Annotated in this window: 16 protein-coding genes and 1 pseudogene; 1 reads left to right on the top strand and 16 read right to left on the bottom strand. The window is 40.2% G+C overall.

Annotation, left to right across the window (positions count from 1 at the left end):
- Positions 1-81 precede the first annotated feature (81 nt).
- From secF to yajC, 3 genes are read right to left on the bottom strand one after another with little or no spacing between them, the layout of a single operon-like run.
- Complete coding sequence (secF, locus tag NYR60_RS01560) at positions 82-1053, bottom strand: protein translocase subunit SecF (RefSeq protein ID WP_279467382.1); 972 nt, start codon at positions 1051-1053, stop codon at positions 82-84.
- Positions 1054-1063: 10 nt separating this feature from the next.
- Complete coding sequence (gene secD / locus NYR60_RS01555) at positions 1064-2911, bottom strand: protein translocase subunit SecD (protein ID WP_279467381.1); 1848 nt, start codon at positions 2909-2911, stop codon at positions 1064-1066.
- 27 nt (positions 2912-2938) lie between these two features.
- Positions 2939-3235: a preprotein translocase subunit YajC gene (yajC, locus tag NYR60_RS01550; protein ID WP_279467379.1), complete on the bottom strand. Its 297-nt coding sequence runs from the start codon at positions 3233-3235 to the stop codon at positions 2939-2941.
- Between the two features lie 192 nt (positions 3236-3427).
- On the opposite strand from yajC, the gene NYR60_RS01545 reads away from it, so the two are divergent.
- The gene (locus NYR60_RS01545) at positions 3428-3988 is read left to right on the top strand and encodes a YtfJ family protein (protein WP_279467378.1); all 561 of its coding nucleotides are present in this window, start codon (positions 3428-3430) and stop codon (positions 3986-3988) included.
- Between the two features lie 48 nt (positions 3989-4036).
- Here the strand turns inward: NYR60_RS01545 and NYR60_RS01540 are convergent, their stop codons facing one another.
- The 13 genes and pseudogenes from NYR60_RS01540 to hflC form a co-directional block, all read right to left on the bottom strand.
- Complete coding sequence (locus tag NYR60_RS01540) at positions 4037-5416, bottom strand: ATP-binding protein (RefSeq protein ID WP_279467377.1); 1380 nt, start codon at positions 5414-5416, stop codon at positions 4037-4039.
- The gene (locus NYR60_RS01535; protein ID WP_279467376.1) at positions 5409-6077 is read right to left on the bottom strand and encodes a response regulator; all 669 of its coding nucleotides are present in this window, start codon (positions 6075-6077) and stop codon (positions 5409-5411) included. Before NYR60_RS01535 ends, NYR60_RS01540 begins: the two co-directional genes overlap by 8 nt.
- An 83-nt stretch (positions 6078-6160) precedes the next feature.
- Complete coding sequence (locus NYR60_RS01530; protein ID WP_279467375.1) at positions 6161-6520, bottom strand: YgiW/YdeI family stress tolerance OB fold protein; 360 nt, start codon at positions 6518-6520, stop codon at positions 6161-6163.
- Between the two features lie 20 nt (positions 6521-6540).
- Positions 6541-6900 carry a YgiW/YdeI family stress tolerance OB fold protein gene (locus NYR60_RS01525; RefSeq protein WP_279467373.1) on the bottom strand — a complete coding sequence of 120 codons (360 nt, stop codon included), beginning with the start codon at positions 6898-6900 and terminating at the stop codon, positions 6541-6543.
- A gap of 190 nt (positions 6901-7090) precedes the next feature.
- Positions 7091-7987, bottom strand: coding sequence for a LysR family transcriptional regulator (locus tag NYR60_RS01520; RefSeq protein ID WP_279467372.1), 897 nt, complete (start codon positions 7985-7987; stop codon positions 7091-7093).
- Between the two features lie 55 nt (positions 7988-8042).
- The gene (locus tag NYR60_RS01515; RefSeq protein WP_279467371.1) at positions 8043-8879 is read right to left on the bottom strand and encodes a DsbA family protein; all 837 of its coding nucleotides are present in this window, start codon (positions 8877-8879) and stop codon (positions 8043-8045) included.
- Between the two features lie 6 nt (positions 8880-8885).
- Positions 8886-9230, bottom strand: a complete 345-nt coding sequence (locus NYR60_RS01510; protein WP_279467370.1) for a phenylpyruvate tautomerase MIF-related protein — start codon at positions 9228-9230, stop codon at positions 8886-8888.
- The gene (locus NYR60_RS01505) at positions 9230-10087 is read right to left on the bottom strand and encodes an alpha/beta fold hydrolase (RefSeq protein WP_279467369.1); all 858 of its coding nucleotides are present in this window, start codon (positions 10085-10087) and stop codon (positions 9230-9232) included. The genes NYR60_RS01510 and NYR60_RS01505 overlap by 1 nt, the downstream gene beginning before the upstream one ends.
- A gap of 149 nt (positions 10088-10236) precedes the next feature.
- Positions 10237-11156: pseudogene (locus tag NYR60_RS01500) on the bottom strand (NAD(P)H-dependent flavin oxidoreductase).
- Between the two features lie 293 nt (positions 11157-11449).
- Positions 11450-12592, bottom strand: coding sequence for an NADH-dependent flavin oxidoreductase (locus tag NYR60_RS01490; RefSeq protein ID WP_279467365.1), 1143 nt, complete (start codon positions 12590-12592; stop codon positions 11450-11452).
- A 178-nt stretch (positions 12593-12770) separates the two neighbouring features.
- Positions 12771-14219 carry a tRNA uracil 4-sulfurtransferase ThiI gene (gene thiI / locus NYR60_RS01485; protein WP_279467364.1) on the bottom strand — a complete coding sequence of 483 codons (1449 nt, stop codon included), beginning with the start codon at positions 14217-14219 and terminating at the stop codon, positions 12771-12773.
- A gap of 186 nt (positions 14220-14405) precedes the next feature.
- A complete protein-coding gene (gene purA, locus NYR60_RS01480) occupies positions 14406-15704 on the bottom strand; it encodes an adenylosuccinate synthase (RefSeq protein WP_279467362.1) in 1299 nt (432 codons plus the stop codon).
- Between the two features lie 188 nt (positions 15705-15892).
- Positions 15893-16780 carry a protease modulator HflC gene (gene hflC / locus NYR60_RS01475; protein ID WP_279467360.1) on the bottom strand — a complete coding sequence of 296 codons (888 nt, stop codon included), beginning with the start codon at positions 16778-16780 and terminating at the stop codon, positions 15893-15895.
- Between the last annotated feature and the right edge of the window lies 1 nt (position 16781).

Raw genomic sequence — 16781 nt, 5'->3', positions numbered from 1 at the left:
AATTTGCTAGCCTATTTTTAGGCTTATCTCCAAATATAAGAAAGGACAGATTATTAATTCTGCCCTTTTCATATTTATCTACTAGCGATCAATAAATGCTTGATCCGCACCTTCTTTTTCTACTACTGGTTTTACCATATGTTCACGGTTTAAACCAAGTTGTAGTGCCACACCAATCGCAATATAAATTGATGAATATGTACCGAAACCGATACCAATTAATAATGCAAGTGAGAAGCTGTGAATTGTCGGACCGCCGAACCAAAATAACGCCGCAACAACAAACAAAGTTGTCACAGAGGTCATTAAGGTTCTAGATAAGGTTTGGCTTAATGAAATATCAATCACTTCTTGTGAACTTACACGACGAATTTTACTAAAATTCTCACGTACACGGTCAAATACAACGATAGAGTCATTCAATGAATAACCTACTACGGAAAGAATTGCCGCGACGAAAGTCAGGTCAATCTCAATCTGTAAGAATGAGAAAATACCGATAGTCACTAACACATCGTGGAATAACGCGAGTACACCGCCAATCGCTAAACGAATTTCAAAACGTGTACCGACATAAAGCAATAACATACCAAGTGTCGCAAGCGTTGCCCAAATTGCACCTTGAGTTAGCTCTTCCCCTACGTTAGGACCTACAAATTCCACGCTTTTAATCGTTGCACCAGCATCAAGATCTTTGTGTACCAAAGCCATAATCTTGTTACCTAATGACATATCACCGGCAGAGGCTGGTAAACGGATCATTAGCTCTTTTTGGCTACCGGTTGTTTGTACTAACGCATTACCATAACCGTTTTGTTCCAATAAACCACGAACTTTACCTAAATCGGCAGGTTGTGAGAATGACGTTTCAATTACCGTACCACCGGTAAAATCTAAGCCCCAGTTAAAGCCTTTGGTAACGATAGAGAAAATACATAATGCAGTAACGATTAATGAAAATACGAAACCGACATAACGATATTTCATAAATGGAATGAGCTTATACGGCAGTTTGATTTCTGACGCATCTTTTTCTTTTTGCATAATTGCCATTTATTCCACCTTAAATCCAAAGTTTTTTCACACGTTTATTACCACCATATACCCAGTTAACAAGCATACGTGTACCGGTAATTGCGGTAAACATTGAGATAATTACCCCTAAAGCAAGGGTAATCGCAAAGCCTTTTACCGGACCTGTCCCCACCGCATATAACACTAAAGAGGTTAATACCGTCGTCAAGTTTGAGTCGAAGATTGAAGTAAATGCACCGTTATAACCTTCGTGAATGGCTTGTTGTACCGAGCGACCATTACGTAATTCTTCTTTGATACGCTCATAAATTAATACGTTCGCATCAACTGACATACCGACTGCAAGTACAATACCAGCGATCCCTGGCATAGTAAGTGTTGCACCAATTAATGACATCAAACCGATAGTTAACACCATATTTACTGTTAATGCTGCCGCAGCAAATAGCCCAAACACTTTATAGTAAATTAAACAGAATAAAATGGTTAACACCAAGCCATACATCCCGGCTTCCATACCTTTAGCAACATTATCCGCACCTAATGAAGCACCAATAGTACGTTCTTCTACGATGACAATTGGTGCAATTAATGCACCTGAACGTAAAAGCACCGCTAGGTTTTGTGCTTCAGCCGGTGAATTGATACCAGTAATTTGGAATTGGCTACCAAGACGTGAGTTAATGGTTGCCACATTAATCACTTCTTCGTGTTTTTCTAAAATCACTTTACCATTTGCATCTTTACGACCGGAGTCTTTAAACTCGCTATAAAGTGTCGCCATCGGTTTACCGACCGCACTCTTCGTGATTTCAGACATCATATTACCGCCTTCCGCATCAAGATTAATGCTTACTTGCGGTAAACCACGTTCATCTTTACCTGATGTCGCATCAATAATATGTTCACCACCTAAAGACGGTTTACGGCGTAATACTACAGCTCCGCCATCACGGCTGAATTTTAATTCTGAATCGGCAGGTACAATACCTCGAGCGGCAGATTCAGGACTCGCTTCCGCATTAACTAAGCGGAACTCTAAAGTCGCTGTTGCCCCTAAAAGTTCTTTAGCACGTGCAGTATCTTGCACACCCGGTAATTCAACCACGATACGATCCGCACCTTGGCGTTGAATAGTCGGTTCTGATACACCTAATTCTTCAACACGTTTGCGTAAAATAGACAAGTTTTGTTCGATAGCTGTATCACGAGATGTCGCTAATCCTGCTTCTGATGGGCTAAATGAAACTTCTGTCGGTGTTAGGAAATTCGCTTCTAATGTCGTATGTACACGGCGTACGTAACGAGATGCTTTATCTGCCGTATCGCTATCGGCAAATTCAACGATAGTGGCAAAATTCTCACCTTTTTTAACCGCTTTATATTGAAGTTTTTCTTTACGAAACTCTGAACGTAAACTATCTTGCAAGTTTTCTTGCTGTTTAGCCAACGCCGTATTCATATCCACTTCCATTAAGAAACGGACACCACCACGTAAGTCTAGACCTCGCTTCATCGGGCTGCCGCCGATATCGGTTAACCAGCTCGGCGTTGCCGGTGCAAGGTTTAATGCAACAGAAAATTTATCGCCTAATACTTCGGAAATTTTTTCTTTGGCAGGAAGTTGTTCATCATCATTTTGTAAACGCACTAAAATCGAGCCGTTCTCAAGAACGGCTGATTTTGGGGTGATATTCATTGATGACAAAGTTCCCTGAACTTGAGCGAGCGTATCGCTCGTAGCAGCTTGACCTCTCGTACCAGAAATTTGTACTGAAGGGTCTTCGCCATATAGATTAGGAAGAGCGTATAAGCCACCGATGAGAATCACACAGACAATCATCAGATTCTTCCATAATGGGAAACGATTTAACACAATTAGTCCCCTAATATTATAGGAAAATTAAGAAAGGGCTTTCATTTGACCTTTAGGTAATACCGCAACAACATAGTTACGAGAAATAACAACTTCAGTTGTATCGTTTAAGGCGATAACGATATTTCCGTTTTCTGCACTTACTTTGGTAATACGACCGATTAAACCACCATTTGTTAATACTTCATCGCCTTTTGCAAGGTTAGAAAGTAAATCACGTTGCTGTTTTTGGCGTTTCGCTTGTGGACGATAAATCATAAAGTAAAAAATAAGACCGAAAACCGCTAAAATTACGATCATTTCTAATCCGCCACCTTGTTGCATAAAAGCTCCTTAAAATCAATAAGTTAGTATTTAAAAGATAAAATTCCCAATCAATGGGAAAATTAGTAGTTAAAATAGCATAAAATCACACATTTCACGAGAAGAAAATTTTAATGCGATATGCTTACTTTTACAGTAGTATTGCAATATTGTAGCTATTTTTCATAATTCAATTCATTAAAGGAAAAAAGAATGAAAATAATCACTCAATTAGCAGTTATTTCTGGGTTATTTTTGGCTAATACAGCTTTTGCACATAATGTTCAACTTAATGTAGCATTACCGTCAGTAAGCGTAGCTAAAGATGGGGAAATCCTCAATAAAGGTAAAGAGGTTTCTTATAAGCCATGGTCAAGTAATAGTCTTGCTGGAAAAGTACGAGTTGTACATCATTTCGCAGGTAGAAGTTCAGCAAAAGAAAAAAACGAAGCATTAATTAATGCAATTAAAGCGGCAAATTTTGACCGAAGCAAATATCAAACAACATCTATTATTAATGCGGATGATGCTATTGTTGCCACTGGTTCATTTGTTAAAAGCAGTGCGGAAGACGGTAAGCGAGAAAATCCACATAGCCAAGTGGTACTAGATCAAAGCAGTAGCGTAAAAAATGCTTGGGGGCTTAAAGCAAAAGACAGTTTTGTGGTCGTGCTAGATAAAAATGGAAAGGTTCAGTTTGTTGCAGAAGGAAAATTATCTTCGGCACAGATTCAACAAGCCATTGACTTAATCAAAACGCTAATTGCTCAATAAATGTTAAAAAGACGAAGTTAATCACTTCGTCTTTTGCTTCTATCTAAACTAAAACAGGATTTCCACTTTCAAACCACCCATTTTACTTCGTGTCAGTCGCATTGAAAAACCATGTAATTCAACAATTCGTTTAATAATAGAAATGCCTAAACCGCTCCCTTTTTCATCTTTATCCGATTGAACTGGACGATCAACCGGTCGATAAAAAGGTTGCCCTAGTTTAACAAGATCTTCATCACTGACGCCTTGCCCATCATCTTCCACAATTAAATTCTCAGTAGTTAACGTCAAATAAATATGGCTACCTACTTGTGTATAGCTGATCGCATTATCCAATAAATTACGTAGAATAAGATTTAATAACAATGGTTTTCCCAGCTGGTTTTGAGGTTCACTTTGCAAATTCACAATAATTTCCGACCGCTTCTCTTCTGCTTGCGAATAAAGTTGAACCACACTATTTTCAATTAAAGATCGCCAATGAATCCGTTCCAGTTTATCGAGCTGCTCTAAATTTTCTAAACGAGAAAGGGTTAATAATTGCTCTATTAATTGAGCAATACGATCGGTACTATTCGTGATATTAGATAATGCCTTTTGATGTTCAATCGGATCATCTATTGTCATTTGAGCAATTTCGGTTTGAACCCTTAAACCGGCTAATGGACTACGCAATTCATGTGCTGCATCTGAAGTAAAACGTCGCTCACGATTAAACATCGTCTGCGTCCGCTCAAAATAATGATTGAGATTATTGATAAGTGGAATAATTTCACTGGGTAAATTCTCCGTACTAATCACTTTTAATTCGTCTGGTTTTCGCAAAGCAATTTCACGCTCTAAACGTTTCAACGAAGCAAATTCTCGATGAATAATCCATAAAATAGCTAAAATCGTCATCGGAAAACCAAATAGCCAACTCCACGACTGTGAAAGGATCGTTTTATTGATTAGCTCATTTCGATAATCAACTTCTTGACCGACAGCGACATAAATATCCTTATCTTTAAGCCAATAAATTCGCCATAAATCAACATCGGATTCACCGGTTAATTCATCATCTTCTTCCACTAAATGTATTGTTTGAAAACCATCAACGGGTTGAAACGTAAAAAATTGTCCATCCCTACCGTCGTTAATGATTTGTTCACCTTTTTCCGTAAAAATGGCGAAAGCTAACGCATCATCATCCACATCTGCTTGATAGAAATCTGCTTTTTGTTGGATAGAATGAAAACCTTCGGCAATATTAGACGAAGCCAAACGTTCGGCAAAAAATACCTGTTGGGAATCAAATAACGCATTGATTTCTTTATGTAAAGTTCGCCATTCTATCATTGCTGAAATGACCCAAATCAGAAATGATATGCCAGATAAAGTTACAATCAGCCTATAGCGTAAACTATGTGTTTTCAAGATCTTAGTCATTTTCATCAGAGCCTAAACGATAACCAATTCCGTGAACGGTTTTAATCCAATTTTTACCTAATTTTTTACGCAAATTATGGATATAAACTTCTAAGGTATTACTTCCTACATCACTATCCCAGCTATATAACTTTTCTTCAATCATTGAACGAGCTAGCACTCTATCCTTATTACTCACAAACAGTTGTAACAATTGAAATTCTTTAGCGGTTAACATGATAGGATTTTCACCCAATGTAACACTATGAGTATTCATATCTAGACGCAAATTTCCAACAATAATTTCAGCTGAACTTTGCTGATAACGGCGACGAACTAACGCCTGTAATCTCACCACGACTTCCATTAAAGCAAAAGGCTTACATAAATAATCATCTGCACCGGCATTAAAACCTAAAATTCGTTCATCGAGCGTATCTCTAGCGGTTAAAATCAGAACAGGAATATCTTGGTTCTCTTTCCGCCAGCTTTTTAAAATCGCTAATCCGTCCATTTTTGGTAAAGAAAGATCTAATACCACCGCATCATATTCCGCGGAAAACAGGGCATCAAAGCCTAATTTACCGTCTTGAAGCCAGTCTACGACAAAATTTTGCTTAGTGAGTCCCAATTTTAAACCTTCACCGATTAATTTATCGTCTTCAATCAATAAAATTCGCATAGCACTTCCCTTGTATAAACAAAAAGCGGTCTATTTTAGCAAAATTCTTGCCAAAACAGACCGCTTGAGATGCTTAAATAGAATTACTGTACTTTTTCAACGCTATATACATCGATACTTGAATCAAAGGTTTCTTTATCAAATTTACCTTGAATACGAATTTTATCATTAGGTGTGACATTTAAGCCATTCCAAACGTGATTGTCGATTTCCACTTTAATGGTGCCGGTACTATCTTGGAATTTATATTCATCGTCATCAATACGACTTAATAAAGTTCCTTCTAAAGTTACACGACTATCGTCTGCTAAAGATGAAAGTTGTTGCACCGTAGCAACCGTATTTGTCGCTTCACCAAATACTTGATTTTGCGGAACATTTTTAGAACACGCCGTTAATACCGTTGCAGTTAAAATTGCTGTTAAAGTCATTATTTTCTTCATATAAAAATCCTCTTTAGATATTAGTGTTTTTTGATACGATAAACATCAATGTCTGCTCTGCCTGCATCATTTCTATCGACCTTACCTTCAATAGTAATTTTATGTTTAGGTGTCACATTCTGACCATTCCAAGCATGATCCTCAACATCAATTTTAATTTCGCCACTAGCATCTTTAAAATAAAATTCATCGTTATCCACTTGGCGAGTAATATAACCAGTTAGCTGCACAGGCATATCTTCATTTGCTGTTTTCGCTTTAGCCACACTTTTAATAACAGTAACCTGATTAGAATTAATAGCCTGAGTATTATCTTGGAAACCTGCGATTGCCGGTAAAGATGCTGTCAAAACAGCGGTAAATGTAAATAATTTTTTCATAGATTAAGATCCTTGTTAAATGTTATGTTTGGTTCGAAAAGCACAATGCCCTTTCGATGACACACATTAAATCAAGAAAATCTTAATTAAATCTTAAGAAATCAAAATAATCACTTTTATTGCAAAATTTTATGTAAAAAAGAAAATAAGCCTCATAAAAGTAGTACCAAAAGCGGACGGTCTTAGTTACTTATTTAACATTCCACGCTAATGCCACTAACCATTCAATAAACACTGCCAGGCGTTTTGGAATAAATTGGCGTTGGGGATAAATAATCCAAAGCGGACGGGTTGGGGTTTGTAACTCTGTTAAAATCGGCACAAGCTCGCCACGTTCTAAATAAGGACGAAGTATCAGATCGGGCATTTGTACAATGCCAAGCCCTGAAAGTGCGGTAAATAATAGGGCGTTTGAGTCATTTACTTGTGTAGCGTGGGTATTTTTGAATTGTTCTACTTCCTCTGACTGTTCAAGAAATTTCCACGGCATAATTTTCCCTTGCTGACCTGAAACATAATGTACAACGTGATGTTGTGCTAAATCTGCCAAAGTTTCAGGCGTGCCGTGTTGGGCAAGATAACTTGGCGATGCACAAGTTTGCATTGCTACATTGGCTAAACGGCGGGCGATATAGCTGGCATCAGCCAGCTCGCCTAAGCGAAGGGTGCAATCTAAACCGTCATTAACTAAGTTACTCAACTGATCGCTTACAGTGATCACCAGCTGGATTTCTGGATACAGGCGTTGAAAATCGGGCAATTTAGCAATCACAAAAGGGGCGACAACAGTCGGCATTTCAATGCGTAATTTGCCTTTTGCCTGCTGGCTCACGCCTGATAAATCCTGAAATGTTTCTTCCAACTCGGCTAATAAAAATTGCGCTTTTTCATAAAAGGCTTCGCCTTCTGCGGTTAATTTTAGGCTACGAGTGGTGCGGTTAAGTAGGCGTAAACCAAGCTGATTTTCCAAATACTTCACCGCTTTGGAAACTGCGGAAACGTGCAGATTTAGCTGATCAGCTGCTTTGGAAAAACTGCCCGTTTCTACCACGTGGGTAAAGACTTGCAAGGTTTGGATTCTGTCCATTTTAAGTTCTCTTTTGCAAAATTTGACAAGAATTTTACCGCTTATTGTTGCAATGTTAAACGGTTAAATTTGTGCAAATGAAGGCCGGGTTGTTCATCCATTTCACTTCGTCCTTTGCCAAAAAATCTGCCAACATTAACCGCACTTCGGCTTCACTTGCATTGAAAGCATATTGCAACTCAATGAGCGAAATCACAGGGTGCTTAGCGAGTAGTGCCGAGAGCGTTTCTTGGGTGAGTTTTGGGGCTTGGGGTTGCAATTTGCCCTCTGAAATTTGGCGGATAATTTGTGTAAATTGAGCAAAATTCAGCACGCCATTTACCAAGATCTTTTTCCCTTCAAATTCAAATGGATAGGCAGGCAAACCACGCACGTCCAAGCGATCTTTCAACGCAAAATCCTGCTCTAATTGTGCTTGGGCTGAACCGTCTTGAAAATGGCGTAAAAACAGCGACTCATCAATGCCAACCGCTCGCACAACCTCTAAAACCTCGTTTAAATCATTGGTTGGGCGAACTTCCACAATGGTGGCGTATCGCAAGCGGTATAAAAAAGCGTCCGCTTTGCAACTCTCCGCCAACTGTGCCGCTTTGTATGCCAAATTTAACGGCAGGGACGAGGGGCGTTCAGCGGTAAACAAATTGAGATTCGGCATTGAAATCGGCAAGCCTGAAATCGCCTGTTCTGCCTCGTAAATGCGAGCAAGGCGGGCGTTATATTCGGCTAGGGTTTCATTCGGCAGCAGCCAGTCAGCGACATTTCTCACCAAACCGCCCATTACATAGGCAAATTGAAGTTGATTGGGAAAATGGGTTTCCAACTGGCGTAAGAACGGCTCACTTTCGTAGGAAAGCCCCATCATCGGATCGGTAAAGACAGTTATTTTCAGCATATTTTGTTACTCAAGATAAAACCCATTCACGCCCCACGCTTGAATGTCGTCAAATTGGATATACACATTTTCTGGCGGAATCGGCAAAATTTCTGCCACTTGTTGCGTGAGCATTGCCGTCAATTCAGGGTAGCCCAAATGTTGTGGGTTGGCGAACAAGCTCAACTTGATAAACGCCATTGGTGGCTGACCGCCACGAAGCCACATTCGGGCGTTGTCTTGCAATTCCATCATCAACACCGCCTCCGATTTATTTGGCACTAACGCAATCGCCTTGCCGAAAGCGGTTTTTAGCTTAACTTCTTGTTCTGGCGAAATCGTTACATTCGTCTTTAAAAATAGAAATGGCATTAAATCCCCCAAGTTGTCAGCAGATCACGGATTTTATCCGCCAGTTCTTGTTCTTTTTGCTGATAAGTATGCCCTGTATTTTCGATAAAAATAAGCTCGTTTGCTTGGCTATTTGTGAAGTGAGCGTTGATATTGCGTAAAAAACCACTTGGATCACCGTAAGTAAAACGGTCAAGCGTACCGATTAACAAAGCTCCCGAATGGGAAATGTTTTCCACTTGAGAAAAATCGCCATCTGTTTCCACGTGGACATTATTCAGCAACGGGCTATACAGCCATTGATAGGCGGTATCCGCCGTGGCGGGTAACCAACCAAATAGCTCAAAAGGGAGTAATTTTTGCCCTTGACCCTTTTCGACCATTTGGCGAATGTAGGCACGCTCAGGCTCACCGACAAAATTGGTTAAATGGGTAACATTAGCTGGGCTGAGTAACAGAAATTTGCTCACTCGTGGATCTTGCGTTTCACTCAAATAATAGATAACTTTGTTCGCCCCAAGCGAATGTCCTGCCAACACGATATTTTCATAGCCTTGCTGTTCGGCAAAATCAAGGTAAGCGGTCAAATCTTCAATGGTTTTTGCAAAATCTTCATTGAACGACCCGATAATTTCAGGTTCGTTGGTTAAGGCGTTCACTTCTTGCATTTTGCCGAACGCATTGCGAGTTTGTGCATAAAGAAAATCCACCCCTGCCTTGCTCAAGGTTTCGCCAATGTTGTAATAAAACGGATTGGAATAAAAGTTACCGTGAATACCTGTAATCGCAATAACCACCGTTTTCACTTGGGTTTCAGCAGGGAACAGCACACCGTGCAATACCGTACCTGATTGAGTGGCGATATTAAGTTCTTTCATTTTCTTGTCCTAAAATAATTTAAGTACGGTCAATTATAGGGATTTATTTTTGATGAAAAAGCAATGAGGAGTTAAATTAGTTTTGCTGATTTGGAAAATATATGGAGGGAAAAAATACCGTCTGAAACCCAAATTTCAGACGGTATAGATTATTCAAACCAACCAATTAATTCTTCAACAACTTCTGCTACAGATTTCACGGCGTGAATGCTGCCGATACCGTTGCCGACAGAAATATAACCTTCATCAAAATTGCCGTCTAGCATACCGAATTTCATTCCACGCAAACCACCCATTAAGGCATTAATCTCTTCTTTGCTTGCCCCTGCTTTATCCATTTCGGCGAGTTTGTCTGCGAGTGGGGTTGAAAGCGAACGGTAATAATCTGGCACGGTGCGGAATAGCAATAAATCTTGCCCTGTTGCCGCAACGACTTTTTCTTTAGCTGCATCGTGCATACGGCTTTCGGTGGTGGTTAAAAATGCTGAACCAACAAATAAGCCTTCTGCACCTAAGGCAAACGCCGCTTTAGCTGTACGGTGGTCGGCAATGCCACCTGCTGCCATAACGGGTACGTTTTGAGTAGCATCTGCAATCAATGGCACGATAGAAAATGTGCCCATTACTTGCCCATGTAATGTACCGCCTTCGTCAAAACCTGTCGCAACGATAACATCCGCACCAGCGGCTTCTGCTCGGCGAGTATTTTCAGGCGTTGGGTTAATATCTCGATAAACAATTTTCACGCCAGCTGCTTTTAAATCTGCAAATAATTCAGGAATGATTCCGCCTTCGCCATAGCCAGTATAAACCACGATAGCCACTTTTTCTTGTTTAATCACTTCTACTTGTGGCGGTGTCCACACACTTAATGCACCGTCAATAATCACGTTTACGCCGAAAGGTTTATCCGTTAAAGCTTTTGTTTTACGGATCTCTTCACGCAATTTTTCTGCTGCACCTTCTGGGGTTGATTCTGCTTGATGCAAGCCGGCATTTGGTCCTAATACCCCAAGCCACCAGCATTACTCACCGCTGCCACAAGACGTGCGTCCGTCAGCCAAGACATTGGTCCTTGGATAATCGGTTTTTCAATACCTAAAATGTTACAAATACGATTTTTCATTGTTAATTCCTTACATAACGGGTTAATTTGTAGTTATTTTAGTAGTTTATTTTTTCTGAAAAAGCCAAAGAAAAATAAAACAGTTTTGCTAGTTTAGAAAATATGTAGTGAATTAAAATTTCAATGATACGGTGTTGCCTCGCCTTGCCTCATTTTTATTTTCATTCACTATAAGAGAATAAAAAAGCGGTCAAATTCTGCAAAATTTTTGCAAAAATGACCGCTTGTCGTTTTAGTTAAAAATGATTAGTTCTATATCTCACACCATTTTGTTTTGACGGAGGGAAGAAATCCGTGCCAGCCATTGTGCCTTGTAGCATTGCTGGGGTGTAGCGGTAGTAATCTGCTTTTTCCCAGTCGAAGGTGCTTTCAATTTCTACTTCTCGTCCAGTTTGGATCAGCTCCACGAGATTCGGGCTGAGCATAATGCTTTTACCGATTGAAACACTTTCCACCCAGCCTGTTTGGTAGGCGTTAAGCATATCATCTGCGGTGTAGAGATTGCCCGAGGCAAAGAACGGCATTCGTCCGTTGATACGGTCGTGTACCACTTGCACTCGGGTAAGGTTGGTATCCGCCCCACGGCGAACTTTTTTGTAGAAATCCCACAATGAAATGTGCAGATATTGCAACGGTTTTTCCAACAATGCGTCCACTAATGCGAGCGTTTCTTTCATCGTAATGCCGTCTTCACCAGGTTCTTCAGGCGAGAAACGGTAGCCAATGATGAAATCAGGGCGGTTATATTTTTTACGCATTTCATCAATTTTATCCACAATCGCGAGCGGAAAACGCATTCGTTTTTCTAAACTGCCACCCCAGTAATCCGTACGTAGATTAGTTGCTGCCGACATAAATTGTTGAATTAGCCAGCCATTTGCACCGTGGATTTCCACACCGTCAAAGCCTGCTTTCATCACTAATTCTGCGGCATAAGCGAAACTATCCACCATTTCCCACACTTCCTGTTCTGTCATCGTACGGAATCGCCCGTACAGATCGCCAGTTGGGGCTAGCACGTCGTATCCTTGGGTCATCGAACGTTCAGCACGACTGCCAGAATGGGCAATCTGTACCACCGCTTTTGTCCCTTGTGCGTGGGCGATTTCCGCATATTCACGCAAAGTAGGTAAGTGGCGTTCATCAAAAGCATTTGGGCTTTCAAAGCCAATGCCACTTGGGTGAACGTTGGTAAACGGCATAATGTACAAGCCAAAACCTTCAAAACGATTTTGCCAAAAACGGCGACCTGCTTCCGTCATCTCGCCGTCTTCGCCAGAATCGTAAATGGTTAAAGGGGCAACCGTCAGGCGGTTTTTGATTTCTACGCCGTTGTTGAGCGTATAAGGGGTAAATAATGGGTTGTATTTAGGATTCATTTTAGTTCTCCATATGTGATTGCTTTGTTGAGAACTATTTTATGGATTTATTTTTGATGAAAAAGCAACGAGAAATTAAATGAGTTTTGCCAAATTGGAAAATATAGCTAATAAAAAAAGCGGTCAAATTTTACAAATTTTTTGCAAAAAATGACCGCTTTTAAAGTTGCTAAAATAATTAGTATCGGAACACTTTTACATTACTAAAGCCATTTTCTTTGAGATAAAGCGCTTGTAATTTGCTCATTACTCCACGTTGGCAATAAAGTAAGTAGTTTTTCGATTGATCCAACGAAGCGAACAGGCTTGAAAGTTTATAGAACGGCATTAATTTCACTTCTACACCATCTAAACTAAACGGAGCTTCATCTGTTTCTTCCGGGCTACGAATATCTAAAATAATATCGTTTTCGGTTAATTCAGAAGTGGTTTCAACCGACACAACCTCTTGTTCCGTTTGTTGAGCAATCTCACGAATATCAAGGAATTGTGCGTTTGCGACCGCTTGTTCCAACACTTCAAAATTGAAATGTCCTTCTTCTTCCACAATTTTGCTTTCAATCGCTTTCACGGTCGGATTTTTCGAGATTACACCACAAAATTCCGGCATAGATTTCGCAATATCATCGGTGCCGATTTCTTTTGCCATGGCGATAATTTGCTCTTTATCGTGCGTGATTAACGGACGTAATACCAATGTATCAGACGCTTTATCGATTAAACGTAAATTGGTTAAAGTTTGGCTTGAAACCTGACCTAGCGCTTCGCCGGTCACGATCGCTTGAATATCGAAACGCTCGGCAATTTTACTTGCAGCACGCACCATCATACGTTTTAACACCACACCCATTTGACCGTTATCGACTTTCTCTAAAATTTCGCCGACTACATTTTCAAAATTAATCGCCACAAAGCGCACTTTGTGTGAGGTGCTGTAACGGCTCCAAATATGGTATGCCATTTGTTTTACACCAATTTCATGTGCCGCACCGCCTAAATTAAAGAAGCAGTAATGTACACGTGAACCACGGCGAATCAGCATATAACTTGATACGCCCGAATCAAAACCACCGGAAATAAGCGATAACACATCTTCTTGCGTACCGATCGGATAACCGCCTAAACCTTCGTGACGAGCATTGATCAGCAACATTTTATCGCCGTCAATATCAATACGAACGGTTACATCCGGCTTGGTTAATTTCACCCGCGCCGATTCAATATGTTGATTTAAACCGCCACCCACATATTTTTCGACATCTAACGAACGGAATTCGTGTTTACCTTTACGGCGTACACGTACACAGAATGTTTTACCTTCCAATTCATCACGTACTTTTGCCAATGTATTTTCAAAAATATCGTGCATCGTAGTAAACGGCATTTCTTCCACTTCTAAAATGTGGTGAATACCCGGTGTACGTTTCAGTAATTCCAATACCATCGGCGCTTCTTCCGCCACTTTGGCTCGCACTTCAATAAAGTCCCAGTTACGAATCACTGCCACATTTTCAGTTTCACGCAATAACACATTACGGATATTTGAAGTCAGAATTTTGATAAAGCGTTTACGAACCGAATCGCTTTTAATCATAATTTCAGGGAAAAGTTTAATAATAAATTTCATTTTTCGGTTTCACTACAGAAAAAAGTTGCCCAAACAAGCGGTTAAATTTCGCTAAGAATTTGCAAATTTAACTGCTTTTCAGACAAGTATCAAAAAACAATTACCACGGAAAGCACAGAATACACAGAAAATTCCGTGAACTCCGTGTTTTCCGTGGTAAGAAAACAACTAAAAATTTAAACGAGATTACGCAGCAAATGGGTCACGTAAGATCATTGTTTCAACACGATCCGGACCTGTTGACAGAATATCAACCGGCACACCAACAAGCTCTTCAATACGTTTGATGTAATCTAATGCCGCTTGTGGTAACTCTTCACGTTTAGTTACACGGAAGGTGTTTTCAGACCAGCCCGGCATTGTTTCGTAAATCGGCTCAACACCTTCCCAATCTTTCGCTGCCATCGGTGCATATTCTACGATCTCACCGTTTGGCATTTTGTATGCGGTACAGATTTTTAACTCTTCAAAGCCGTCTAATACGTCTAATTTTGTCATACAGAAGCCTGAAATCGAGTTAATTTGTACTGCACGGCGTACAGCTACCGCATCAAACCAACCGCAACGACGAGGACGACCGGTTACCGCACCGAATTCATTACCTTTACGCGCAATTTCCGCCCCCACCTCATCAAATAATTCCGTGGTGAACGGGCCGCTACCCACACGAGTACAGTATGCTTTGATGATACCTAATACATAGTCAAGATTACGAGGACCAAAACCTGAACCGGTTGCAACACCACCTGCCGTAGTATTTGAACTGGTTACAAACGGATATGTACCGTGGTCGATATCTAACATTGTGCCTTGCGCACCTTCAAATAAGATATTCACACCGTCTTTGCGTGCTTGGTGGAGTAAAGTGGTTACATCCGCCACCATACCTTTAATCACATCAGCAATCGCAAATACATCGTCTAAAGTTTTTTGGAAATCTACCGGTTCAACTTTATAGTAATTAACTAATTGGAAGTTGTAGTAATCCAAAATATCTTTTAATTTTTCAGCAAACGCTTCTTTGTCAAATAAATCGCTGACACGCAAACCACGGCGAGCCACTTTATCTTCGTATGCCGGACCGATACCACGACCGGTTGTACCGATTTTATTTTTACCTAATGCTGCTTCACGTGCGTGATCCATTGCAACATGGTAAGGAAGAATTAATGGGCAAGCTTCTGAAATTTTTAAACGCTCACGAACGTTAATTCCACGTGCTTCTAATTCGCCCATTTCTTTCATTAACGCATCCGGAGAAAGTACCACACCGTTACCAATTAAGCATGTGACATTATCACGTAAAATACCGCTCGGAATAAGACGAAGAACAGTTTTTTCACCATTGATAATTAAGGTATGGCCTGCATTGTGACCACCTTGATAACGAACCACATATTTTACACGGTCTGTTAATAAATCTACGATTTTACCTTTCCCTTCATCGCCCCACTGAGCGCCGAGAATAGCAACACTTTTACCCATAGGAATTGCCTCTTTAGTTAGTTTTGAATTGAATTGGTATCTTCACTCCAAACACACCAATAACAAGCGATTAAATATTCTAAGAAATTTACCAAAAAATAGCTAAATTCTACCGCTTGTACTAGTCTATTTTCAGAGCGAAATAAAAAAGTTAAAGACCCGATATAGATCGGGTCTTATAGATACAATTATTTTGTCGGAGCTTTCATAAAGCGGAAAAACTCACTGTCCGATTTAAGTAGCATCATATTGCTTTGATCTTTTGCAAAGCTGTTTTCGTATGCCTTTAAGCTACGTACAAAGCTATAAAACTCTGGCTCTTGACTAAATGCGTCTGCATAAATTTTTGCAGCTTGTGCATCGCCTTCACCGCGTAAAGTTTCGGCTGTTTTCTTCGCTTGAGCTTCAATAAGTACCACTTTCTTGTCAACTTCAGCACGAATAATTTCTGCTTTTTCTTCACCTTGCGAACGGTGTTCGCTTGCTACCGCAGCACGTTCCGCACGCATACGTTGATAAATTGAAGATGAAACCTCATTCGGTAGGTTGATCTGTTTTACACGTACATCGACCACTTCGATACCAAGTTTCTCTGCACCATCATCGCCGTCATTTACGGCTTTTTGTGCACCTGCCATCAATTCACCACGAGAACCAGACACGATATCTTTAATCGTTCGAGAACCGATTTCAGAACGTAAACGGTCGCCAACTTTACGTTTTAAAAGATCTGAAGCACGTTGTGTATCGCCACCAGTTGCAGTATAAAACTTCCCGAAATCACTGATACGCCATTTCACGTAAGAATCAACCAATAAGTCTTTTTTCTCAACCGTCACAAAGCGATCTTCTTGACCATCTAAAATTTGAATACGTGCATCCAATACTTTTAAGCTATCAATAAATGGTGCTTTAAAGTGTAAGCCTGGTGCATAAACCACTACTTTTTGGTCTGAATCACGATGTACTTTGTTGAAGCGTAACATAATGCCACGATAACCTTCTGGTACTATCGTAATACAAGAAATCACCGCAAAAGCAATGAGAGATAAAATAGGTAATAAGAATTTACGCATT

This window comes from Actinobacillus genomosp. 2 (assembly GCF_029773605.1).
Classification (GTDB): domain Bacteria; phylum Pseudomonadota; class Gammaproteobacteria; order Enterobacterales; family Pasteurellaceae; genus Actinobacillus.
This window is presented reverse-complemented; position numbering and strand designations above follow the sequence as displayed.